23 protein-coding genes are annotated in these 24436 nt (G+C 56.9%); 9 read left to right on the top strand and 14 right to left on the bottom strand.

Annotation, left to right across the window (positions count from 1 at the left end; all coding sequences use genetic code 11):
• Positions 1-699, bottom strand: coding sequence for a fumarylacetoacetate hydrolase family protein (locus I9187_RS00825; RefSeq protein WP_171237910.1), 699 nt, complete (start codon positions 697-699; stop codon positions 1-3).
• Positions 700-1288: 589 nt separating this feature from the next.
• Positions 1289-1723 (bottom strand): homoprotocatechuate degradation operon regulator HpaR, encoded by a 435-nt coding sequence (hpaR, locus tag I9187_RS00820; protein WP_171178497.1) that lies wholly within the window; start codon positions 1721-1723, stop codon positions 1289-1291.
• Positions 1724-1945: 222 nt separating this feature from the next.
• On the opposite strand from hpaR, the gene I9187_RS00815 reads away from it, so the two are divergent.
• Entirely contained in the window at positions 1946-2716 is a 771-nt protein-coding gene (locus tag I9187_RS00815) for an HpcH/HpaI aldolase/citrate lyase family protein (RefSeq protein WP_171178499.1), read from the top strand.
• A gap of 4 nt (positions 2717-2720) precedes the next feature.
• On the opposite strand, the gene I9187_RS00810 is transcribed toward I9187_RS00815, so the two are convergent.
• Positions 2721-3863 carry a DUF3095 domain-containing protein gene (locus tag I9187_RS00810; RefSeq protein ID WP_171178502.1) on the bottom strand — a complete coding sequence of 381 codons (1143 nt, stop codon included), beginning with the start codon at positions 3861-3863 and terminating at the stop codon, positions 2721-2723.
• Between the two features lie 141 nt (positions 3864-4004).
• Here I9187_RS00810 and I9187_RS00805 point away from each other — a divergent pair, with 141 nt between their 5' ends.
• From I9187_RS00805 to I9187_RS00785, 5 genes are all read left to right on the top strand, one after another.
• Positions 4005-5177, top strand: a complete 1173-nt coding sequence (locus I9187_RS00805) for an MFS transporter (protein ID WP_171178504.1) — start codon at positions 4005-4007, stop codon at positions 5175-5177.
• 21 nt (positions 5178-5198) lie between these two features.
• Positions 5199-6230 carry a glycosyltransferase family 4 protein gene (locus tag I9187_RS00800; protein ID WP_171178506.1) on the top strand — a complete coding sequence of 344 codons (1032 nt, stop codon included), beginning with the start codon at positions 5199-5201 and terminating at the stop codon, positions 6228-6230.
• 103 nt (positions 6231-6333) lie between these two features.
• The gene (locus I9187_RS00795) at positions 6334-7356 is read left to right on the top strand and encodes an aspartate-semialdehyde dehydrogenase (RefSeq protein WP_171178515.1); all 1023 of its coding nucleotides are present in this window, start codon (positions 6334-6336) and stop codon (positions 7354-7356) included.
• Between the two features lie 375 nt (positions 7357-7731).
• Complete coding sequence (locus I9187_RS00790) at positions 7732-8673, top strand: hypothetical protein (RefSeq protein WP_171178517.1); 942 nt, start codon at positions 7732-7734, stop codon at positions 8671-8673.
• A 264-nt stretch (positions 8674-8937) separates the two neighbouring features.
• Positions 8938-9855, top strand: a complete 918-nt coding sequence (locus tag I9187_RS00785) for an endonuclease/exonuclease/phosphatase family protein (protein ID WP_209509331.1) — start codon at positions 8938-8940, stop codon at positions 9853-9855.
• A 93-nt stretch (positions 9856-9948) separates the two neighbouring features.
• On the opposite strand, the gene I9187_RS00780 is transcribed toward I9187_RS00785, so the two are convergent.
• Positions 9949-10599, bottom strand: a complete 651-nt coding sequence (locus I9187_RS00780; RefSeq protein WP_171178522.1) for a carbonic anhydrase — start codon at positions 10597-10599, stop codon at positions 9949-9951.
• A gap of 145 nt (positions 10600-10744) precedes the next feature.
• Between I9187_RS00780 and I9187_RS00775 the strand changes: the two genes are divergently transcribed.
• The 3 genes from I9187_RS00775 (at position 10745) to I9187_RS00765 (ending at position 13314) form a co-directional block, all read left to right on the top strand.
• Positions 10745-11134: a hypothetical protein gene (locus I9187_RS00775; protein ID WP_171178855.1), complete on the top strand. Its 390-nt coding sequence runs from the start codon at positions 10745-10747 to the stop codon at positions 11132-11134.
• A gap of 63 nt (positions 11135-11197) precedes the next feature.
• Positions 11198-12580: a leucyl aminopeptidase family protein gene (locus tag I9187_RS00770; protein ID WP_209940036.1), complete on the top strand. Its 1383-nt coding sequence runs from the start codon at positions 11198-11200 to the stop codon at positions 12578-12580.
• Positions 12577-13314 (top strand): C40 family peptidase, encoded by a 738-nt coding sequence (locus I9187_RS00765; protein WP_171178525.1) that lies wholly within the window; start codon positions 12577-12579, stop codon positions 13312-13314. Before I9187_RS00770 ends, I9187_RS00765 begins: the two co-directional genes overlap by 4 nt.
• On the opposite strand, the gene I9187_RS00760 is transcribed toward I9187_RS00765, so the two are convergent.
• The 10 genes from I9187_RS00760 to I9187_RS00715 form a co-directional block, all read right to left on the bottom strand.
• Positions 13311-13661, bottom strand: a complete 351-nt coding sequence (locus tag I9187_RS00760; protein WP_171178528.1) for a DUF2794 domain-containing protein — start codon at positions 13659-13661, stop codon at positions 13311-13313. The genes I9187_RS00765 and I9187_RS00760 overlap by 4 nt on opposite strands.
• 73 nt (positions 13662-13734) lie before the next feature.
• Positions 13735-15399, bottom strand: coding sequence for an iron ABC transporter permease (locus I9187_RS00755; protein ID WP_171178530.1), 1665 nt, complete (start codon positions 15397-15399; stop codon positions 13735-13737).
• A gap of 122 nt (positions 15400-15521) precedes the next feature.
• Positions 15522-16739, bottom strand: a complete 1218-nt coding sequence (locus I9187_RS00750; protein ID WP_171237904.1) for a phenylacetate--CoA ligase family protein — start codon at positions 16737-16739, stop codon at positions 15522-15524.
• Between the two features lie 19 nt (positions 16740-16758).
• On the bottom strand, positions 16759-17592 hold the full coding sequence (locus I9187_RS00745; protein WP_171178532.1) for an ABC transporter ATP-binding protein: 834 nt from the start codon (positions 17590-17592) through the stop codon (positions 16759-16761).
• A gap of 111 nt (positions 17593-17703) precedes the next feature.
• Positions 17704-18987 carry an ABC transporter substrate-binding protein gene (locus I9187_RS00740; RefSeq protein WP_171178534.1) on the bottom strand — a complete coding sequence of 428 codons (1284 nt, stop codon included), beginning with the start codon at positions 18985-18987 and terminating at the stop codon, positions 17704-17706.
• Positions 18988-19063: 76 nt separating this feature from the next.
• Positions 19064-20140 (bottom strand): branched-chain amino acid ABC transporter permease, encoded by a 1077-nt coding sequence (locus tag I9187_RS00735; RefSeq protein WP_171178536.1) that lies wholly within the window; start codon positions 20138-20140, stop codon positions 19064-19066.
• Positions 20141-20143: 3 nt separating this feature from the next.
• Positions 20144-20401, bottom strand: a complete 258-nt coding sequence (locus I9187_RS00730; protein WP_171178538.1) for a hypothetical protein — start codon at positions 20399-20401, stop codon at positions 20144-20146.
• Between the two features lie 3 nt (positions 20402-20404).
• The gene (locus I9187_RS00725) at positions 20405-21391 is read right to left on the bottom strand and encodes a branched-chain amino acid ABC transporter permease (protein ID WP_171092928.1); all 987 of its coding nucleotides are present in this window, start codon (positions 21389-21391) and stop codon (positions 20405-20407) included.
• Between the two features lie 29 nt (positions 21392-21420).
• Positions 21421-22239 (bottom strand): ABC transporter ATP-binding protein, encoded by an 819-nt coding sequence (locus I9187_RS00720; protein WP_171092927.1) that lies wholly within the window; start codon positions 22237-22239, stop codon positions 21421-21423.
• 52 nt (positions 22240-22291) lie between these two features.
• Positions 22292-24235 carry an AMP-binding protein gene (locus I9187_RS00715; protein ID WP_171178860.1) on the bottom strand — a complete coding sequence of 648 codons (1944 nt, stop codon included), beginning with the start codon at positions 24233-24235 and terminating at the stop codon, positions 22292-22294.
• Positions 24236-24436 lie beyond the last annotated feature (201 nt).

Raw genomic sequence — 24436 nt, 5'->3', positions numbered from 1 at the left:
CTACTTTGCATCCGTCAGGGTCAATTCAATCGGCGCGAGCCCGTCTATCTCACCGCTCAGAACATCACCTGCCACAACCGGTCCAACACCCGCTGGTGTGCCGGTCAGAATCAGATCCCCGGGACGCAGGTGATAGAAGCCGGACAAGTGGCAGATGATTTCGTCGATTTTCCAGATCAGCTCCTCAAGCGTCGCGTCTTGTCGCAGTTCATCATTGACGCGCAGACGGATATGCTTGTCTGCGTCCGGCGACCATTTGCCTGCCGGTGTCAGCGGGGCAAATACCGCACCGTTTTCGACATCCTTGCCCAGATCCCAGGGCCGTTGCTTGTTTCGTTCGCGAATCTGCAGGTCGCGACGGGTCATGTCGAGGGCGCAGCCATAAGCATAAACTGCATCCCAAGCCTGCGCAGAGGTGGCACGGAATACAGGTTTTCCGATCGCCAGCACCAACTCCATTTCATGATGATAATTCTCGGTCCCTGCCGGGTACGGAACCATAGCCCCGGACAGAACCGCGTTGGCTGCAGATTTGGTGAAATAGAACGGTGCTTCGCGATCGACCTCATTCCCCATTTCGGCCGCATGGGCCGCGTAATTCCGACCGACGCAGAAAATACGCCCCACAGGATACTCTGCTGAGGCCCCAACAACAGGGATAGTAACCGGGTCGGGAAGGGAAAACAGACTATTTGACATGGTGCTCTCGGACTATTGTGCTGGTTCATCTTACGACCGCCAGTCCGATCAGCAATACAAGAAAACACGCCGAATTTCGCCAAAGCTTTGTTGGTGTTTCAGCGCAAACCCGCCCAATTCCGGTATGCAGTGCAATGACCGTTTCACAGCAATGTCACTTCCGCCTTTATGACCTTGTCAAAAGAAGAACAAACGTGACTTGGCTCGGGCTTAAGTTGAGTTATGTCCTCAATTACAGATGTTGCAGCCGACAATATGGCCGAACTGAAGCCAGATGCACACACTTGGCAAATTACCTAGCCGATGCGACTTCAGAGGTCCCATTTGCAAGACAATCCATCGGTTGGCAGTTACCAACATCTATTTCGGAGAGCAAAGGCATGTGCCCGTCCCCGGGAGCAACGCTTTAATTAGAGTCTGTTTTGACTCGGCGCACACTCCGAATTGCAGGTCGGACCGTCAGACTACACATGACGCAACCGGCCTCGGGCCAGGCAATGATCCAGTACGAGTCTGGCCGCCCCGCTGGAGAATACCCCCTAAACTCTCCGGCGGGGTTTCTAAGAAGCGTCTTCGCTTTAGCCACTTGTCAGGCTTCGAGATTTTTCAGGTCATTGAGAAGATCCAGCAACAACTCGTGCTTTTCCTGCCCCAGCTGAGACCGAATGCGTTCTGCTTGGGCGATACTTACGGGCAAATTGGCGCGAATGATCTGGGTACCGTTTGTGGTGATCTCAATGATCTGGCGACGGCGATCTGCCGGATGAGAGCGCCGCGAGATCAAACCGCTTTGTTCCAGCTTCTGCAAAATCCGCGTCAGGCTGGGCAACAACAGGCAGGCGCGATCAGCGATGTGTGTCGGTTCCTGTGGGCCTTCTTCGTTCAAAACCCGCAAAACCCGCCACTGCTGTTCGGTGACACCAGCGTCAGCCAGCATTGCACGGATGGGTCCCATAACCTTTTCCCGCGCCCGCAACAGCGCTATGGGCAAAGATCGCGACGTCAGAGGCAGGTCGTCAGTCATAGGAAAATTATCACCGAATTTCAGCTTTTTCGCAAGCAATCCTCCCAGTTCTGGCAAGGCGCTAGTTATCATCATGCGGAGGCAAGGCGCCGCCAGCGTCGATTATGCCCCGTCAGAAAGGCTGCATTCAGACTGGACAATTCACTGTCATAAGAGAAGATGCAGAAAGGACCCGGCACCGGGTCTTTGATAATCATGGTTTGCAAAAGCAAGAGAGATCTGATGGCTGCCCCGGAAAACCCCTTCAAAAAGGCTCTAAATGAGGGAAAAACCCAGATTGGGTGCTGGATGAGCTTTGCTGAATCTGTCACCGCCGAGGTCATGGGCACAGCGGGTTTCGATTGGTTGGTAATTGACGGGGAACACGCCCCAAATGACATCCGTTCGATCCGGGATCAACTCATGGCTTTGGCCGCCAGCCCATCGCATCCGGTGGTGCGCGTTCCAATTGGCGAAACCTGGTTGATCAAAATGGTTCTGGATGCAGGGGCGCAGACCGTGCTGGTCCCAATCGTCGAAAGCGCCGAGCAAGCGCGCGAACTGGTTCGTGCGTGTCGCTATCCTCCGACCGGAGCGCGCGGCGTGGGTGCTATGGCGGCACGGGCGACTATGTATGGGGCTGTCGACGCGTATATTCAAACAGCGGATCAGGAAATCTGCCTGTTGCTGCAAGTTGAAACCCGCGCTGGATTGGATGCCCTGGATGATATTTTACAGGTCGAGGGCGTTGATGGAGTTTTCATCGGCCCCGCCGACCTGTCGACCGACATGGGCTATCAGGGCAACAGCGCCGCCCCTGAGATGCGCGAGGTGATCGCAGACGCGCTGGCGCGGATCAAGGCGTCTGGCAAAGCGCCGGGCATCCTTGCGACCAATGACGAGGCCCGGCAAGCCTATAAAGACATGGGCGCGCAGTTTTTGGCCGTAGGTATCGACGTGATGCTATTGGCGCAGACGGCCCGTTCGCTTTCGGAGCAGTGGAAGGTGTCTTGACCTTTCACGCGCGCATGGCCGCAGCGGCCTGAGCATACCCGCCCGACGCGCCATCAACAAAATGCACATGATCATCCCGGGTGGCCGACGGGACAATGCATGTCATCATCGCTTCGTTTTGTGCGTGCAAACCATAGCGTATCTTTCCACGCGACCGCGCTTGCTCCAGCATGTGTTCGATCCGTTTCAACGTGGACGCATCACAATCAAGCGTCATCTTCAAACCGTCATCAAACTTGCGAAAGTCCGCGTTGCCGCTGACCATCTTCTTGTAGTGGTCCGGCTCGAACTGACCCAGGCGTTTGCCCAGTTTAAACAGGGCTGCGATCAACAGATTCTGGAACAGCAGAACAGTCTTTTGCAATATCATGTTCCGTCCATTGCGTGACACATGCGCGTCAATGTCCAAGCCAGGCGGCGGCCATTTCATGGGCGGGCCGTTCTCGGGCACGGGGTGCCCTGCACGCTCCAGTTTTTCCGACATGGACAGAACGGATTGCACCAGATCGGCAAAATCACCCTCTGACGCTGATGCAGTGGGCTCAACAACCAGCGAGACGATCTGGCCATGCCGAGCCGTACTGTTGGACCATCTGCACGACAGGCCTGTCAGATTCGGCTGGGCGCCCGGTTCTGCTTGATCAACCATGTTGCGGCCAGCCTTCATCTCGGCTTCGGCCCAGGCCAGCCCACCCCCCGAGAACATGGCATAGTCCACGCCGGTAGATGGTGCATAGCGGGCCACGCGCACATCCCGACCGGCGGCTCGGACCTCGGCCATCGATACCATGGCCGCACGCAGAGGCATGGAAAACTCTTCTTCTGCCCAGCGTCGCAAAGCAGCCAATGCATCACGCGCGGCTTCGACCTGACTGGGCGGAACGGCAAAGCCAGCACCGTCGCCACCAAAAACATAGGGAAACAGCTTACCGTTCATGGCGTTGATCATGGCTGAAATCACAGCCGCCCCAACCGTGTTGACGGTTTTGTATCGGCCCCGGGCGATTTCTCCGGTTGAATCAACTATGTCGGCAACGCCGACGACCCATTCATCCGGCACAGCTGAAAACTGCGTCGGGTCCGCCACCAAAGTAAACTCCCGCAGAAGAGGGAGGTTTTCATAAAACTCGGAATGGAGGTCTTTCATGGTCCCCCTCAAATCAATGTTGAGCTTAAATTAGGCGGGCGTAAGTCCAAGTCCCGTTTCTGAAATATACTACACACGCTTGTGCGTTGCATCATGACATGCCAAGCCTTTCCCTAAAGCGCGCAAAATAAGGGGCAAGTTATGCAGGCAGGTTTGGTGGTTTTATGCCTGGGCTACGTACTCAGCCAGTTTTTCCGCGCGTTTCTGGCTGTTCTCAGCCTCGACCTGGAACAGGATATTGGCGCAACACCCGAGGATCTGGCGTTTGCCTCGGGCCTTTGGTTCCTGGTTTTTGCTGCGATGCAAATCCCGGTCGGCTGGGCGCTGGATCGGGTTGGCCCCCGCCTGACCGCAGCGGTGCTGCTGCTGATTGGTGGTGCAGGAGGGGCGGCGCTTTTTGCCGCTGCGTCTACGCCAATGCATATCAGCATTGCAATGGGGCTGATTGGCGTTGGCTGCTCGCCGGTCCTGATGGCCTCATATTTTATCTTTGCCCGAGAATACCCTCCGGCGCGGTTTGCCACTTTGGCGGCTGTGATGCTTGGCGTGGGGTCTGTTGGCAACCTCGTGGCATCCTACCCCACCGCACTCGCGGTCGAGTGGATGGGATGGCGCGCAACGATGGTTGGGCTGGCCGTGATTTCGGCTGCAATTTCTCTTGGCCTTTTGCTGACTGTGCATGATCCGAAAAAGGTTGAGACGGACCAAAAGGGGTCATTGTTGGACCTTGTGAAGGAGCCCGCTCTCTGGTTGATCCTGCCGCTGATGTTGGTCGCATACGCGCCTTCTGGCGCTTTGCGGGGCCTTTGGGCCGGGCCATATCTGAACGATATTTTCGGGTTAAGCACGACGCAAATCGGCACCGCGACCCTGATCATGGGGACCGCAATGATTGCTGGCACTTTTGTCTACGGGCCATTGGATCGCGTTTTTGGTACCCGAAAGTGGGTTGTTTTTGCGGGCAATGCGCTGGGGGCAGTGGCGCTGACCTTGCTGTGCCTGTGGATTGACAACGCAATCTGGCTGTCTGTTCTGCTGCTGGCCGTCATAGGCTTTGCCGGGGCCAGCTTTCCGGTCATCATGGCCCATGGTCGGGCCTTTGTACCACCGCACCTGGTTGGCCGCGGCGTGACCCTTTTGAACCTGTTCGGCATCGGTGGCGTCGGCGTTGCCCAGTTCGTCACCGGTCGGATTCATGCTGCCACCGTTCAGACTGGGTCAACCGCGCCTTACACGGCGATATTCGGGTTTTTTGCCATATCGCTTGCCATTGGTTGCGTGATCTATCTATTCAGCCGGGATAGTGTCGACTGAAGCAGCCATCAGGAGAGCCCGGTGAAAGACCCCGTCGTCATAGCCCCAAATCTGAAACGCAGGCTTTCGGGCGTGACCGCAACTATCGCAAGGCTGGTTCCGCTTCAGGCAAAATCAATCGACATCGCCGCCACGGGTCCGGGCCTGCCCGCCGACATCCCGCATATCCCACTGGGTCGCCTGCCCTTTCTGTCACGCCGTCCAACACGCGTTTGGCACGCCCGCCGCAACACCGAGATGCTTCTGGGCTTGATCCTGCGGAACGTGTTCCGCCTGAAACTCAAACTGCTGTTCACCAGCGCATCCCAACGTCCTCATACTGGCTACACAAAATGGCTGATCGGAAAGATGGACGCGATCGTGGCAACGTCACAAAAAACCGCCGGGTACCTTGAGCGCGACGCACAGGTTGTCATGCATGGTATCAACCTTGAGGACTTTACGCCCCCACAGGACAAGGCCGCCGTTCGGGCAAAACTGCGGCTTCCGGACGGACTGCTGTTGGGATGCTACGGCCGCATCCGGCACCAAAAAGGTACAGATGCCTTTGTTGACGCGATGATCGATCTGTGTGGGCGGTTCGACACCGTTTCAGGTATCGTCATGGGCCGGGCCACCGAGAAGCACACCGCATTTCTGGCCGAGCTGAAAGACAAGGTTGCTAAGGCGGGCTTGTCTGATCGCATCATATTCATGCCCGAGGTCACGGTTGATCAGATTGCCGAATGGTATCAGGTTCTGGACCTGTTCATCGCACCCCAACGGTGGGAGGGGTTCGGGCTCACCCCGCTTGAAGCCATGGCGTGTGGCGTACCGGTTGTGGCCACAGATGTTGGCGCGTTTTCCGAGATCGTGACCGACCCGTCGCTGGGCAGGGTGGTAGCCCCGGACGACATTCCCGCGCTGGCCGACGCAGCGGCGGAGATGCTGGAAAACCGTGATTCCCTTGCACTGTCCGGTCAGGCCGCCCGCACCCATGTCGAACAGAATTTCGATATTCACGGTGAGGCAGAGACGTTGGTTGCGCTCTACCAGCGTCTTCTGAGCGCTTGAAGCGCCTCAATTCGACCTCAAACGTTCGATTCAGCGCCAAAAGCTCTTTTTTCTTTGCCGCAACGCAGCTATGAACGCGCGTCCTTAACTTTGGAGACATGAAATGGGCTATCGCGTCGTTGTCGCCGGCGCCACGGGTAACGTGGGCCGCGAAATGCTGAACATCCTGGCGGAACGCCAGTTCCCGGTCGATGAACTTGCTGCTCTGGCAAGCCGTCGTTCGCTGGGGACAGAGGTAAGCTTTGGCGACAAGACACTGACGACCCAGGACATCGACACGTTCGACTTCACCGGCTGGGACATGGCGTTGTTTGCCATCGGCTCGGACGCCACCAAGACCTATGCCCCTAAGGCCGCAGCTGCGGGCTGCGTGGTGATCGATAACTCGTCGCTTTATCGCTATGACCCGGACATTCCGCTGATCGTGCCGGAGTGTAACCCCGAGGCGATCCACGACTATAAGAACAAGAACATCATCGCCAACCCCAACTGCTCGACCGCGCAGATGGTTGTCGCGCTGAAACCGCTGCATGACCGTGCCAAGATCAAACGCGTTGTGGTGTCGACCTATCAGTCGGTGTCGGGTGCCGGTAAAGAAGGCATGGATGAACTTTGGGATCAGACCAAGGCGGTCTACAACCCCACCACTGAGGTTGAGCCGAAAAAATTCCAGAAGCAGATCGCCTTCAACGTCATTCCCCAAATCGACGTCTTCATGGAAGACGGTTCGACCAAGGAAGAGTGGAAGATGGTTGTCGAGACCAAGAAGATCGTCGATCCGTCGATCAAGGTTACAGCCACCTGTGTCCGCGTTCCGGTGTTCGTCGGCCATTCCGAGGCCGTGAATATCGAGTTCGAGGAATTCCTGGACGAAGACGAAGCCCGCGACATCCTGCGCGAGGCACCGGGCATCATGGTGATCGACAAGCGCGAAGCCGGTGGCTACGTCTCGCCCATCGAATGCGCGGGTGACTTTGCTACGTTCATCAGCCGTATCCGTCAGGATTCGACCGTGGAAAATGGCATCAACCTGTGGTGCGTCTCGGACAACCTGCGCAAGGGCGCGGCCCTGAACGCGGTACAGATCGCTGAACTGCTGGGCCGTGAGGTTCTGAAAAAGGGCTGACGTTCCGGCCCCAATAAAGACCAAGAAGAAACCCGCTGTTTGGTCAGCGGGTTTTTTTGTTTCAGTCAGCCTAGATTGCAAGCCAAACGGGCTCTAGTCGCGCATACAGTTTCTTGGACAGGACATTGAGGCCACAGAACTGCCCTTCCAAATACTGCACCCCGACCTGATTAGTCATAAGCGGACGAAGCAGTCTTTCATACAGTGCCCAATTCCCCCGTCGCAGTTTACACAATCGGCGACGGTTCGAACCATTCGAAGTTCGAGATGCACAACCTTTCACTCCCATGTGTTCTTTTTTTTGTTCGGCACCTCCCTCAACTTACTTTAGGGCAAAAGACGTTCGCAGTAATACTTAATGCTGAGGTTTCTGACATGCTCAAAGGCATCTCGAAGCGTATCACAATAGGCGTATTGGTTGCCGTGGCAGCCGTAATCGGCGTAGGCGTCACTTGGTTCATACTTTATGGACCTGGGACTTGGACTGGTAACATCTCCAATCGCAAACTTTCCGATACGACCGCCAATGCTAGCCTGCCGAGACAGGCAAACGGGCAATCTGCCAATCTTCTATCGGCCTTTCACGGGCTTGACGCTTTGCCGCGGCTTTCCAATGTGATTTGCAAAGGTTCAAAGGGCTATTCTGGGATGCCTGTTATCTTCTCGACCGAGATAGACGTCGCCACGATGCAGGCGGGTGACTTTCAGGTCAGGACTAGGTCTGGCGAAATTGGGATCATGCACTGCGTGTCTGTTCTTCCCGCCACTGATCCGGGAGAGCTGCGTACCGTACTCTTGATCGGGCGGTTGGGCCCTTCGGACACGGACCCACCAGTCAGCGTTGAAATCGTGGGTCATCTGCATTCGATCGACGGGTCGATGGATTTTCGCGGAGCCAGTACGCCAGTAATACCCCTTGAAGACGGGCCATCGATCGCATGGGCTGAGGTTGTGGAAGACTGGACACTTGTTGGCACGCTGGGCCCACCTCGGGTCAGGGGCAGCCTCTGCCAAACAGAGGGCATCGTTCAGGCGGTCCGTGTTGTGTGGGAGGGCGGCGTGACGCTGGAAGACGGTACCGAGCCCGGCGAGGCTGAGCGCGATCTCTACGCGATCACCGTCGAAGCGGCGGATGGGACCCGGCGCGAGGTGAAGCCAGCAGAGCTGGCAAACTTAGGCGATGGAGACAACAACCACATGCTCTGTATGGATACGAAAGACCAACCCATCTCGGTATCCTTCCCAGAGGGAATCCTGACAGACCCAAATGGCGACCTTAACCCGGTCACAAAGGTGGCTATCACACCTCTACCTTGACCACTTGAAAACCGAAATTTGGGGTTTGGGACTCGCCTCCTTAGTGCACGCCCCGGATAACTTTAAGATCTAAACCCATGACAATCCTTACGCAACGCGTGCAAGTAACCGCTGTGGGCGCGAGGCGGCCCTCAATGAGGTAAATTTGCCCGGTCTGTTGACAAAGACGGGCTGGCTTGCCACCTAAATAACAAACCTTGATCGCGGCAGATGTGACCAATCACACCTCAGGCGGTGTCCCGCGCAAGGTGGCTGAGGCAGAGTATGCAGGTTTCGACCAAACGCAGAATTGGCAGAACTCTGACCATCGGATGCGCGAGTGTTCTGATGGCGCTTGTCTTCATTAGCTTTACCGGGCAAATCTTTGCCGTTGGGGACTCGATTGCCCTTTTGCGCCCGCAAGCTGGTATATTGCTGGTACTCTGTTCAGCGCTGTTGCTGTACCTGCGCGCCAGGTATCTCGCTTTGACAACCTTTGCCATTGCTGCGATGGCCCTTGGTTCGATCGCCACCAGCTATGCTGCACCCTCTGCCGATTGCAACGGCACTTGCCTGACGCTTTATCAGAAAAACCTGATGAGCAAAGCTTGGCCGCGCTATTCATTGGCGGACGACATTGTCGCATCCGACGCCCAGGTTGTGACATTGCAGGAAGTGTCCAGCCACAACCAGAAATACATGAGCAACCTGTTCGAACACTACCCGTCCAAGACTGTTTGCGGCTTTCGACCCGAACAAAGCGTTGCCATCCTGACAACCCTGCCCATCGTGGAAAACTCTGAGTTCTGTCTGAAAGGCTCGGGGCTGGTTGGCATTCAGGTCGAGGCCCCTGACGGTACTTCAGTCTGGATTGTATCGATTCACCTGAATTGGCCGTTTCCTTATGATCAAGCGCAGCAAAGTCAGGTTATCGCTGATCGCATTGCGGATTTGGACGGCCCTGTCCTGATTGCCGGCGATTTCAACATGGTACCATGGGGGGCAAGCGTTCAGCGGATCGCTGCGGCGGCGGACAATCAAAGCTTTGGAACCGCCCTGAATACGCATCATCTTGGCAGTTGGAAGGTGCCGCTGCCGATAGACAACCTACTCTTCCCCAAAGGCACAATCGGAACGGTCGAATTGCGCCCTTTCATGGGATCGGACCATCTGGGAAAGCTTGCCAGGATTCGAATAGAGTGACGTACGCGGGCTGGGCGCTCACATGCTAAACAGGTGTGGTTTTCGACAGAGATTGTGCCGTCCACCGCAGGCCCAAATCAAAAAAGAGCCGCTTCAGACGGGAACAAACTTCTTCTGATAGGGATCAAAGCATTCCAGTCCGCCTGCACCGATATCTGTCCACAAGCCATGCAGGCTCAGCGCGCCTTGCCCGACCGCCTCCGAGATGAACGGAAAGGTCATCAGGTTTTCCAGAGACGCCACAACCGCATGGCGTTCGAACTGCCGCGCCTGATCGACACGGTCTTCGATATTGGCCACCAGTTCGTATTTGGGTTTGAGGATGTCCATCCACCGGCCCACAAAGCTTTCCTTGACCTCCAATTGGGGTGCTTCCCCTTTGCACATGTCGATGCACCCCTGAACACCGCCACATTGCGAATGACCCAACACGATCAGATGCGCGACCTTCAGCGCCGTGACGGCGTATTCGATTGCCGCGCTGGTGCCGTGATGATCACCGTCCGGCGCGTATGGCGGCACCAGATTGGCAATGTTGCGGTGAATAAAGAAATCGCCCTGATCGGCCCCGAACATGGAAGTCACATGCACCCGGCTGTCGCAGCAGGATATTACCATCGCACGAGGGCGCTGCCCCTCTTCTGCCAACCGTTTGTACCAAACCTGGTTCTCGGAATATGTCGTGGCTTTCCACCCGTGATAGCGCTTGACCAGATAGGTCGGCAAAGGCTTGGCAAAGTCCATTGTGTTGTCCCAGTTCTTCTCGCTTCAGGACGCTCTAAACCGAATTCAAGAAAAATTCGAGCCATTATCCAGATTCACTGCAAGGTTTTGCAAAGGAATTTCCCGCCAATATCAAAACAACGCCGTGGGGGCGTCAAAATTAAGGGTGAATGTGGTGGAAAAGATAATCGCGCTTGAACACAAGGAATCCGTCCGGCTGGACCCGGATCAACTCGGCGGGCTGTATAGCCAATTGGGGGACAAGAACGCGTTGGACGTGCTGTGCCGCACGGTTGAGGAACTGGCCGTGCGTCTTTCAAACTGTGAACGGTTTTGGCGGCACCGCGAATGGGCCGATCTGCGCAAATGTGCCAAATCGCTGGTTGCAATCTCTGAACAGGTCGGGATGACGGCGCTGGCGCGCGTAGCCGCTGATGTGGCCCAAACCGTCGATGCCGGTGATGCGGTGGCGGCTGCTGCGACCTTGGGGCGGCTGATCAGAGTGGGCGAACGTTCATTGACCGCCGTATGGGACCAGCAGGATCTTTCCGTCTGACGGGGGTTGCAGGTGGATCAGGCGCAGCTAGTCTGTGCGTGGAATTCTAACGCCGAGACGCCCATGACCCTGTCCTTCGCTCTACCCTCTGACACCTCTTTTCCGTTGCATGTGATTGCTCAGCCGGACCTGGAAAGCTGGTTGCAAAAGCAATCGCAGCACGTGCAATCTTGGGTCGCTGTGAACGGGTTTTCGGCGGCCCTGGGTCAGACTTTGTTGGTACCAAGCGCGAGTGGCGCAGCAGAGATGACGCTGGCAGGCTACGGAACCGAAGAAAAACGCACGCGCAAACGGTTCCCGCTGGCCGCTGCCGCTCTGTCTTTGCCAGAAGGAACCTATCACATCGCATCCGGCGTGCCCGCGGACCAGTTAGAGGTTGAATGCCTCGGCTGGCTGTTGGCCGGTTATGCGTTTGATCACTATGCCTCCCAAACCGGTGGGTCAGCGGAACTGGTCGCACCGGATGGGGTGGATGCAGCTCGTATCGAAGCAATGGCGCAGGCCGAGGCTTTGACACGCGATCTGGTCAACACACCCGCGTCGGATATGGGACCAGCACAGCTGCATCAGGCGGTCGAGGCTTTGGCCGCAGAGTTTGGGGCCACTTGCGACACAATCCTTGGTGATGCGCTGCTGGATCAGAACTTCCCGATGATCCACACGGTTGGGCGGGCCGCGGAACAGGCCCCGCGATTGATCGAGCTGAACTGGGGCAACAGCAGCCCAAAGCTGACGCTCGTGGGCAAAGGTGTATGCTTCGACACAGGCGGGCTGAACCTGAAACCGGGTGCCTCGATGGGGCTGATGAAAAAAGACATGGGCGGGGCCGCCAATGTGCTTGGATTGGCTCGCATGATCATGGCGCTGGATTTGCCGGTGCAGCTGCGTGTCCTGATCCCCGCTGTTGAAAACGCGGTTGCGGGTAACGCGTTCCGGCCCGGTGACATTTTGACCTCACGCAAGGGCCTGACGGTTGAGATCAACAACACCGACGCCGAAGGGCGTCTGGTCCTGGCCGATGCCCTGACGTTGGCGGATGAGGGTGAGCCCGATCTGGTGATCTCGATGGCCACGCTCACAGGCGCGGCGCGCGTCGCCGTGGGCCCCGATCTGGCTCCGTTCTATACGGATGATGAAACTTGCGCGTTGGCGCTGTCCAACGCCGCAGTTGTTTCGGCTGATCCGGTCTGGCGTATGCCGTTTCACACACCTTACGAGGCGATGATCGAACCCGGCATCGCCGATCTGGACAATGCGCCTTCGGGCGGGTTCGCAGGTTCGATCACCGCCGCCTTGTTTCTGCGCAGGTTCGTGGGATCGCGCCGCTATATTCATTTCGACATCTATGCGTGGCAGCCCAGCAAGGAACCCGGGCGCAGCAAGGGTGGGCTGGGTCAAGGGCCGCGCGCGATTCTGAACGCTTTGCCCGAGATGTTGGGCCTATGACTCGCCTGCGCATATCCAAACCTGTGGTCGATCTTTTGCGCGACCCTGAAGGGCCTCGCGACAGGCAGGTGCTTTTCGGTGATACGGTTCAAGTCGCAGAAGAAAAGGACGGCTGGAGCCGGGTCATCGCCGACAAAGACGGGTACACTGGCTGGCTGCAAACGGATCAATTGACCCATGATATCCCCGCCACCCGTTGGATCAAAGCACCGGCGACGCATGCATATGAAAGCGCAAACTTCAAAAGCCGCGATCTGGTATCGCTCAGCTTTGGAAGCAAGATCCATGTTTTGGCGGAAACAGATCGCTATCTGGAAACCGAGTGGGGCTTTGTTCCAAAGGTACACACCGCACCAATCTCAGATACGCCACACGACCCGGTTGCTGTGGCCGAATTGTTCCTGGGGACGCCTTATTTGTGGGGTGGAAACAGCCGGTTTGGTATCGATTGCTCTGGGCTTGTCCAAGCTGCGTTGCTGGCCTGCGGCATTCCCTGTCCCGGAGACAGCGGTGATCAGGAACGTGCTTTGGGCACGACACTCGCCGACGGGTCAGCCGCACAAAGGGGCGATTTGTTGTTTTGGAAAGGTCATGTGGCCTGGGTATCCGGAGAAAACATGATTTTGCATGCCAACGCCAGCCATATGGCGGTTGTGTTTGAACCTATGGATCAGGCCATTGAGCGTATTCAGGCGCAGGGCGATGGTCCGATCACAGCTCACAAAAGGCTCTAATCAAGGTTGACCGCCCGGATCAACTTGCGTTCCAACACTCTAAGCACCGCGCGCAAATCGTGGCCGCGTTTCAGGATGCGACCGTCCATTCCGACCACAGAATACATCCCCTGCCGGGACCTAAGCCGCGGGTGCTTTTCGACACGATAGATCGGATGTTCAGCAGTGCGCCGGAAGATCGAGAACACTGCCATGTCGCGCAGGTTCGAGATACCATAGTCCCGCCATTCTCCGGCGGCGACCATCCGGCCATATACGGACAGGATTTGGGACATCTCATGCCGGTCAAAGGCGACGGGCATCTGCGCTGCACTTGCCGAAAACCGGCTGGGAGGCTGCATATTCATACCTCCAGCCTTGCCGGAAATCGCGTTTGAATCAAGCCTGATGCGTTATGACCCAAGAATTCAGGCGGAAGTGTTACCGGCGACCAACCTGACGGCAAATCAGGATCACAGGCAGCAGACCAACGGCTAGAATGACCAGAGATGGCACGGCTGCGCCCTCCAACCTCTCGTCCGAGGCCAGTCTGTAGGCTTGCACCGCCAATGTGTCGAAGTTGAACGGACGCATGATCAGCGTGGCGGGCAATTCTTTCATCACGTCCACGAATACGATCAACAGCGCCGTCAACAGGGAAGGCGTCAGAATAGGCAAATGAACACGCCGCAAGGTCCCCAGCGGTGACTGACCCAGTGACCGCGCAGCGGCATCCATATTGGCGTGCACCGTACTTTGCCCACCTTCATAGGCGCTGAGAGCAGCTGCCAGGAACCGCACCATATAGGCAGCGACAAGCAACCAGATCGAACCTGTGACCAGCAATCCGGTGGACACATCGAAGGTCTTACGCATCCAGGCATCCAGCGCGTTGTCGAACCCGGCGAATGGTACGATCAGACCCACCGCAATCACGCCCCCAGGCACAGCATATCCCAACCGCGCCAGATAAGCCGTCGCTGAGGATGCCCGCCCGGGCCTGAGACGTTGGAAGAACCCGATGCTGATCGCCGCAAAGACGGTGATGACCGCTGCCGTCCCGGCCAGAGTCAGCGAGTTCTGGATGAAACCGATATAGCGCCGCGACAGCAGGTTTTGTTCCGACTCCAGCCCCATCTCAACCAGAATGATCACAGGCAACAAGAACCCGAACAGAACCGGTATCGCACATAGCAGAAAGGCCCCTAAGGCGCGCAGGCCCGTCAGGTCGGCTGCCGGTTGCGCGACATGTTGTTTACCGGCCTGATAATATTTCGCCTTGCCGCGTTGCGTGCGCTCGGCCACGGCCATCACCAGAGCAAAAACCAGCAGGCACAGCGCCAATTGCGCCGCCGCCGCACGGTCCGCCATGGAAAACCAACTGGTGTAGATACCGGTCGCAAAGGTCTGCACGCCGAAATACGAAACGGTGCCAAAATCCGCGATGGTCTCCATCACCGCCAGCAGAACGCCGCCCGCAATTGCCGGCCGTGCCATTGGCAGCGAAACGCGCCGAAACGCCAGCCACGGGTTGTTGCCCAACGCCCGGGCCGCCAAAAACGCCGTTGCGCTTTGCTGCAGAAAGGCCGCCCGTGCCAGCAGATAGACATAGGGGTAAAGCACAAGGATCAGCATCACCGCCGCGCCCTCGGTCGAGCGTATTTCCGGGAACCAATAGTCGCGCGGCCCCCAGCCTGTCACGTCCCGCAATGTGCTTTGAACGATCCCCGGGTGGTCCAGAATGAACGTGTAGGCATAAGCCAAAACATAGGCGGGAAAGGCCAGTGGCAGCACAAGTGCGATTTCCAAAAAGCGTACGCCGGGGAAGCGGGTCATCGTAACCAGCCAAGCGGCTCCGGTGCCGATACTAAAGGTACCTGCTGCAACCAGTACAACAAGGATCAGGGTCGTGACCGTATAACTCGGCAACACCGTTTGCATCAGATGCGAGATCGTATCCGTCCCACCCGTCACTGCTGCCAATACCACGGCAAGCATGGGCAACAGGCAAGCCCCCGCCACGATATACGCGATCCCCGCCAACAGCCGGGTTCCGCGTACGCCACGATTGCGCGATCCGTTTTGTGAGTATTCGATTTCGGCCATCATCCCGGCTGTTAACTGACAAAGGCGAAGGGTCCGCCTTTAATCGACCAAAAAGCTCGGAAACACCAGTACGTAGGCCAATAAATCTGCGGCATTAAATGCCGCAGACCCATTTTCTAAGGCTATTCGTAAACCCGCTGGTCCTCGATGACCAAGCCATCTTTGGGAAGCGAACCCGGGGCCACGACCTCGATCGCGCCTTTCAGCTTCAGCACTTCGGCAACTGACTTGGCGTAGGCGGGGTTTTCGCCGCCCGCGCTTTCGATTTGGACGGTCATCGTGTCCATCTCACCCTGACGCATCGCGATGACGCGGGCTTTGACAATCTCGTCATGCTTGTCGACCAGCGCCGCCACTTGCTCTGGGCGAACGAACATACCCTTGATCTTGGTGGTCTGGTCCGCGCGGCCCATCCAGCCCTTGATCCTTGTGTTGGTGCGGCCGCAAGGCGAAACGCCCGGCATCACCGCCGACAAATCACCTGTTGCAAAGCGGATCAACGGGTAATCGGGGTTCAAAGAGGTCACAACAACCTCGCCCACTTCACCCGGAGCGACCGGAGTACCAGTTCCGGGGGTGACAATCTCGACGATCACATGTTCGTCGATGATCATTCCCTCCATCGCTGGGCTTTCATATGCAATGTTGCCCAGATCGGCTGTCGCATAACATTGTAGGCACGAAATCCCGCGATCAGCATATTCCTGACGCAGTGACGGAAACAGCGCCCCGCCACCAACGGCGGCCTTTGAGAAGTTCAGCGAAACGCCCATCTCATCGGCTTTGTCCAGAATGACTTTCAGATAATCCGGCGTTCCTGCGTAGGCCGTACAACCGACATCCCGCGCCGCTGTCACCTGCAATTCCGTCTGTCCAGTGCCCGCAGGCAAAACGGCTGCGCCAACCGCGCGTGCACCATTTTCAAAGATCATGCCCGCCGGGGTCAGGTGATAGCCAAAGCAGTTCTGCACGATATCTCCAACGCCCACACCTGCAGCATTCAGGAAGCGACCCATGCGCCACCAGTCGTGATCCGTGCTGCCCGGTTCATAAATTGGGCCCGGCGACTGGAATACATGATGAAAATGCCGCGCGGGCTTCACCGTAAACCCACCAAAGGGCGGCCGTTCGGCTTGCGCGCGGGTCAGGTCCGACTTTCGCAACACCGGCAAAAGCGGCAAATCTTCCGTTGAAACTACTTTATTAGTGTCTGAATCCGACAGGTGCGCCGCGAACCCGGGCGCGGATGACACGCGCTTGATCTGTTCCACAAGCGCTGCCGCCTGATCTGAGGCGCGTTGGTCTGCCGAGCGCGTTTCGAGTGCATCGAAATAGGTCATCGCCATATCCTCCATCCGCTCACAGCCACCTCTTGCGGCGGCGATAAGATCGCACGTCGCGGAAGCTTTTGCGGCCTTCATCTGACATGCCGAGGTAGAATTCTTTCACATCTGGGTTCTCGCGCAGCTCGGCAGCAGGGCCATCCATCACCACGCGCCCGGATTCCAAAATGTATCCGTAATGTGCAAACCGCAGAGCCACGTTTGTATTCTGTTCTGCCAAAAGGAAGGACACGCCTTCTTTCTCATTGAGGTCTTTAACGATCCCGAAAATCTCTTCGACCAACTGCGGCGCAAGACCCATCGAAGGCTCGTCAAGCAGAATCGTTTCAGGTCGCGACATCAAGGCCCGACCCATCGCGACCATCTGTTGCTCACCGCCCGAGGTATAGCCCGCTTGTGACTTGCGACGCTCTTTCAGGCGCGGGAAATAATTATAGACCAGTTCCAGATCCTGCTGAACCGCTGCGGACCCATCTTTGCGGGTATAAGCCCCCGTCAGCAGGTTTTCTTCAACAGTCAGGTGTTCAAAACAGTGGCGGCCTTCCATCACCTGGATGACGCCTTTTTCCACCAGGTCAGCCGGATCGCTTTCATGCACGCTTACACCGCGATACTTGATCGAACCTTTTGTAACTTCGCCCCGTTCCGAATGCAGCAGGTTCGACACAGCCTTGAGCGTTGTCGTCTTGCCAGCGCCATTGCCGCCCAGCAATGCCGTGATGCCCCCTTTTGGAACAGTCAGGCTGACGCCCTTCAGCACGAGGATTACGTGATTGTAGATCACCTCGATATTGTTGACTTCAAGCAGGGTTTCCGCCTGCACGTCAGTGGTATTTGCCGCATCCAGCATCAGCGCGTGTCCTCATGCCTGCCCAGCTTGGGGCGTCTGTAAGGAGCGGCAGCGAAACCGCCACTCCGAATGTTAGGGTGCCCCGGATAGGTTCCGGGACACTGGGTTGGCTTACTCGCAGCGCTGCGAGATGTTGTTTTCAGCCGCATAGGCTGCCGAGTCTTCCTCGATCAGCGCGTTGATGACCTCGACGTCAGTTGGCTTGAAATCCTGAACAGGGTTCCATGTTCCAGCGGCTGCATCCCACTGAACAACACCAACAAGACCCGGACCGCCGTGATTGTCACATGAGACCGAGAACTCGGGCCCGAACCCTGCCATGCCCAGCGCTTCCATCTTGGCGTTGGTGATTTCAAGCGCTTCCATGCCATCGCGCATCATCGACGCGTCGATATCTGCTGTGCCATGCATCTCTTGTGCAGTTTTGACCGCCTCGGCTGCCAGCATCGCCGCATAGAGACCGCGATTATACTGCACCGTGCCCAGCTGATCGCCTGCACCTGCGGCCTTACCAGAATCGACAACGTATTTCTGCAGGTCCTCATAAACCGGGTAGTCGTCACCCAGACCGGTGAAGGTCAGCGCCTTGTAGCCGGTGGCCTTTTCACCTGCGGGTTGCACGTCGAATTCAGCACCAGACCACCAGACACCGATGAAGTTTTCCATCGGGAAACGGATGTTGGCAGCTTCCTGAACCGCAACTTGGTTCATGACACCCCAGCCCCACATGATGACAAAGTCAGGCTTTTCACGACGAATTTGCAGCCACTGCGACTTCTGCTCCTGACCGGGGTGGTCGACAGGAAGCAGTGTAAGGTCATAGCCATGCTTTTCGGCCAGTGTCTCGAGCGTGCGGATCGGCTCTTTGCCGTAGGCCGAGTTGTGATAGACCAGCGCAATCTTCTTGCCGCTCAGGTCTCCGCCATTGCTATCCAACAGATAGTTGATCGCGCCGGATGCACCGTTCCAGTAGTTGGCAGGATAGTTGAACACGTGGCTGAACACTTTACCGTTCGCCGCTGAGGTTCGGCCATATCCCATCGTGTGCAGAGGAATGCCATCAGCCGTCACTTTTGGGATCAGCTGATACGTGATGCCGGTCGACAACGGCTGATACACCAGCGCGCCTTCGCCCTTGGTCGATTCATAGCATTCCACACCTTTTTCGGTGTTGTACCCGGTTTCGCATTCCAGCACGCGGGCAGGAACGCCACCGATGCCGCCATCGCGTTCGTTCAGCAGGGTGAAATAGTCGGCATAACCGTCAGCAAACGGGATACCGCCTGCAGCATAAGGGCCAGTCCGGTAGCTGAGCGACGGGAACACAAGGTCGGCCATGACCGGACCTGCGGCCATCACGGCGCCCAGCGCCAGGGTTGCCAGTTTCTTGTTCATCGGGTGTCTCCTCCCTTGATTAATCCGATGTTGGTTTTCGGGCTTGTTGCACCCGTCTTTTCGTTGGACCGGCCCCTCAATGCGGGAACGGCCAGAGTCTGAGTTTCTCTTTGGCCACGCGCCACAATTGGGCCAGCCCGTGTGGTTCGAGGATCAGGAACATGATGATCAGTGCACCCACAATCACGAGGTTAAGGTGCGCCACGATATCTGTCGGCCAGCCAAGCAGGTCGACGCCAAGCAGTTTTAGAACCACAGGCAGCAAAACCAGGAAGGCCGCCCCGGCGAATGACCCAAAGATCGAGCCTAACCCGCCAATAATCACCATGAACAGCACCAGGAATGATTTCTGGATACCAAAGACCTCACCCACTTCGACCGCACCCAGGTAAACCGCAAAGAACAGCGCGCCCGAGATGCCGACAAAGAACGAACTGACGGCAAATGCAGTGAGCTTGGCCTTGAGCGGGTTCACTCCAATGATTTCGGCTGCGATGTCCATGTCGCGGATCGCCATCCAGGTCCGACCCGTTGTTCCACGGGTCAGGTTACGCGCAATTATGGCGCAGACTGTCAGGAAGATCAGGCAGAACAGGTATGTGGCCCAGGCCGGCGCATTCGGACCGGTGATGATGATGCCGAACACGTCCCGCTCGGGCGCGTTGATCTGACCTGATGCCGAATAGTTGTAGAACCACGGCACCCGGTTGAAGAGCCAAACCAGAAAGAACTGTGCCGCCAACGTGGCCACGGCCAGATAAAACCCTTTGATTCGCAGTGACGGTAAGCCGAACAAAACGCCCACAAAGGCTGTTATGCCCCCGGCAAGGATCACGTGGATGAACATGCTCACATCGGGGAAAGCGGTCATCAGCTTGTAGCAGGCATAGGCCCCGACCGCCATGAAACCACCGGTGCCCAGGCTGACCTGTCCGCAATAGCCCACCAGAATGTTCAGCCCGATCGCGGCAATCGCATAGATCAGGAACGGCAGCAACAGCGCGTTGGCCCAATAGTCGTTGATGATGAAGGGAATAATACCAAAAGCCACCGCCAGGACGACGTAATACCGGTACCGGTCGAACTTGATCGGGAAGGTCTGGCTGTCATCAATGTACGAGGTTTTGAAATCCCCGGCTTCACGATAGAACATGTCTTACTTTCCCCATTCTTCCTGTGCCCGGTTACGGGCTGCGGCATCCAATTGGTTGGATCCTTTGGCATATCCGCTCGCCTCTGAGGCGCGCACCAGTTTCAAGTAGGCCAGAACCCCCATGATCAGGCCCGCAAAGGCTAGGATCGCGGCGATGGTCAGCTGGCCTTCTGTCAGGTCGTCTGATGTGAGGGCGATGTACCCGAAGGCCCAGAACCCGGCCCATGCGATCACGTTGATGATGGCGATCAGCTTGGTCATGCCCTACACCCTCTCAATGATCTTCTCGCCGAACAGGCCTTGCGGTCGAAACACCAGGAAGATCAGTGCAAGAACATAGGCGAACCAGTTCTCGGTCGCGCCGCCCAGCGCCGGGCCAAGCGCGAATTCGAACAGTTTTTCGCCCACACCGATGATCAGCCCGCCCACAATGGCACCGGGGATTGAGGTGAAACCGCCCAGCATCAGCACCGGCAGGGCCTTGAGCGCGATGAGCGAAAGCGAGAACTGAACGCCTGATTTGGTGCCCCACATGATCCCTGCGACCAGAGCGACGAAGCCTGCCACCGACCAGACCATGATCCAGATGAAGTTCAGTGAGATCCCGACCGACAGTGCCGCCTGGTGGTCATCCGCCACCGCGCGCATCGCACGGCCCTGTTTGGTGTACTGGCTGAACGCCACCAGCGCAGCCACCAACAGTGCGGCAATCACTGTGGCTACAATGTCCAGATTGTCGATGAAGAAGCCGTAATCGAATATGTTAAAGGTCGTCTCGTCGATCCACAGGTTGATCCCTTGTGGCAGACCAACATCAAGCGTCTTGATCTCGGACCCCCACATCAGGTCGGCCACGCCCTCAAGGAAATAGGCCAGACCGATGGTCGCCATGAACAGAATGATCGGCTCTTGCCCGACCAGATGGCGCATCACGAAGCGCTGCACCGCCCAGGCCAACAGCACCATGACCGCCATCGTCAGAATGATCGCCACCAGCGCAGGCACGTTCCAGCCGAAGTAATGAATATGAGTGCCGAATATAGCGTTGATCAGATGCGCAAACGGCACCTGACCTTTCATGATCCCAACCAGCGTCATCGCAGCGAACAGGGCCATAACCCCCTGCGCATAATTGAAAATCCCCGAAGCCTTGTAGATCAGCACAAAGCCCAGCGCGACCAGAGCATAGAGCACCCCGGCCATGAGACCGTTGAGGATGACCTCCATCGCAAATACGAGTTGTTCAGGCATTTGCGCCTCCCCAAATTTCTGTCTGGATATCAATCATGGCTGACCCCCAGATAGGCGTCGATGACCTCTTGATTGTTGCGCACCTCGTCCGGTGTGCCGTCCCCGATCTTCTTGCCATAATCCATCACGACCACCCGATCGCTCAGGTCCATCACAACACCCATGTCATGTTCGATCAGGGCAATCGTTGTGCCAAACTCATCATTCACGTCGAGGATAAAGCGGCTCATGTCCTCTTTCTCTTCAACGTTCATGCCTGCCATGGGTTCATCCAGCAGCAGCAGCTTGGGTTCCGCAGCCAGCGCTCGCGCCAGTTCGACGCGTTTTTTCAAACCATAAGGCAGTCGGGACACCGGTGTTTTGCGGATGTGCTGAATCTCAAGGAAATCGATAATCTTCTCGACCGCCTCACGGTTCTCCGTCTCTTCCGCCTCGGCCTTGCCCTTCCACCAAGCCTGCTGAAACATGTTGGTTTTCATAAAGCTCAGCCGCCCGGTCATGACATTGTCCAGAACGCTCATACCTTCGAACAGAGCAATGTTCTGAAAAGTCCGTGCGATGCCTTGTTGCGCAACCTCATAAGGCCGCATTGGCGGGCGCTTTGATCCGTGGAACCAAACTTCGCCCTCTTGCGGGACGTAAAAGCCCGAGATCACGTTCAGCATCGAGGACTTACCCGCCCCGTTCGGCCCAATGATCGCGCGGATCTCACCTTCGCGAATGTCGAACGAGATATCCTTGATCGCCACCACACCACCAAAACGCAGCGTGATGTTCTTCATTTCCATCACCACACCGCCAATCTGGCGGCCGTCTTCGGTGACATATCCTTCGGAATTATCCAGCATCAGTTACTCCCTGACACAAAAACGAGAAGATGGGCGGCAGGTCGAGCGGCGCTCATTCCGCCGCAACCTTGTGCTGCGCGACCGGCACAACCGGTGCGTCTACAATCTCCAGAGTTGCAGAAATCGAGCCCTTGCGGCCATCCTCATAGGTCACTTCGGTGGTGGTCGAAACGCTCTCGGACCCATCATATAGCGCGGCAATGATGTCGTGGAACTTGTCCTCGACAAAGCCGCGGCGCACTTTGCGGGTCCGGGTCATCTCGCCATCATCGGCATCCAGTTCCTTGTGCAGAACCACAAAGCGATGCACCTGGCAGCCCGACAGCATTTCATCTGCCGCGACCGATTTGTTGACCTCTTCCACATGGCCACGAATCGTCTCTAACACGCGGGGATGACCCGCCAGTTCTTGATAGGACGCATAGGCCACGTTGTTACGCTCGGCCCAGTTCCCCACTGCCGTCAGGTCGATATTGATAAAGGCTACACAGCGATCCTTGCCGTTGCCAAACAGGACAACTTCAAGGATATCGGGATAGAATTTCAGTTTGTTCTCGACATATTTCGGCGCAAACATCGACCCGTCGGCCATTTTGCCCACATCCTTTGCACGATCGATGATCCGCAAGTGACCCGAGGTCTCTTCAATGAACCCCGCATCCCCGGTGGCCACCCACCCCTCGGCATCCTTTGTCGAGGCAGTCGAATCGGGATTGTTGTAGTACTCAACAAACACGCCAGGCGAGCGATAGTGAATCTCACCCTTATCGTCGATCTTCAACTCCACATCCGGCGCGGGAACGCCAACTGTATCGGCACGCACCTCGCCATCCGGCTGTACGGTGATGAAGACGGTTGCCTCGGTCTGACCGTAAAGCTGTTTCAGGTTGATGCCCAAAGAGCGATAGAAATCAAAGATTTCCGGCCCAATCGCCTCACCCGCCGTATATCCAACGCGGAAGCGGCCATAGCCCAGCGTATCCTTGAGCGGCCCATAAACCAGCAGATTGCCCAACGCGTATTTCAGCTTGTCGCCAAAGCCCACCGGCTTGCCGTCTAACAACAAACCACCAACCTTCTTGGCATGCGCCATGAAGTGGTGGAACATGCGCTGCTTCAGCTTGCCCGCATCCTCCATCCGGATCATCACATTGGTCAGCTGCGTTTCGAACACGCGCGGCGGTGCGAAGAAATAGGTCGGCCCGATCTCGCGCAGGTCCGTCATCATGGTGTCAGCGCTTTCGGGGCAGTTCACGCAGAAGCCGCACCAATAGGCCTGACCGATCGAGAAAATGAAGTCACCCACCCAAGCCATTGGCAGATAAGACAGAATGTCCTCGTTCCGTGTCAGGTGATCAAATTCAGCAGAATTCTTTGCGCTTTCAATGACATTGCGGTTCGACAGCACCACACCCTTGGGTTTGCCTGTGGTGCCCGAGGTATAAAGCATCACGCAGGTATCGTCATAGGTGATCGCTGCGATGCGCTTGTCCAGTTCCGCGTCAAACCGTGCATGACCGGCACTGCCCTCGGCCATAATGTCATCAAGCGCGTTCATCTGGGAATGGTCATACTTCCGCATCCCGCGCTTGTCGGTATAGAGGATGTGTTTGACCTGATGAAGGTTTTCCTGAATTTCGATGACCTTGTCGACCTGCTCCTGATCGCCGCAGACCACGTATTTCGCGCCGCAATGTTCCAGCACATAGGCCATCTCTTCGGCGACTGAGTCCTGATACAGAGGCACAGGCACCGCGCCCACCATCTGCGCGGCAACCATCGACCAATAATGCGCAGGACGGTTGCGGCCTATGACGGCGATATGGTCGCCTTTCTCAACGCCCAATTCCAGAAACCCAAGCGCAATCGCTCGAATCTCTTTGGCGGCTTCCGCCCAGGACCAGCATTGCCAGATTCCGAATTCTTTTTCCCGATAGGCCGGGGCATCCCCGAACTGGGTCACATTGCGATGTAGCAGCGCCGGAAGAGACTGCATCCCTTCAGCGCCCGACTGCGTCTGAGCCAATCTTTCTCTCCTCCCCATCCGGCCCCTCCTCCGAGCCGGAAACGACAGATCGGGAACACGCCCCGGGTGTCGATGTCCCGATAAGGGACGCAGGAAAGATCAACGTCAAGTTTTGCCTGATGTTTTCTCAATTCTTACGAATTGTAACAGGGGTGAAAGGGTGTTCCTGAG

The organism is Ruegeria sp. HKCCE4148 (assembly GCF_017872495.1).
Lineage (GTDB): Bacteria > Pseudomonadota > Alphaproteobacteria > Rhodobacterales > Rhodobacteraceae > Ruegeria.
This window is presented reverse-complemented; position numbering and strand designations above follow the sequence as displayed.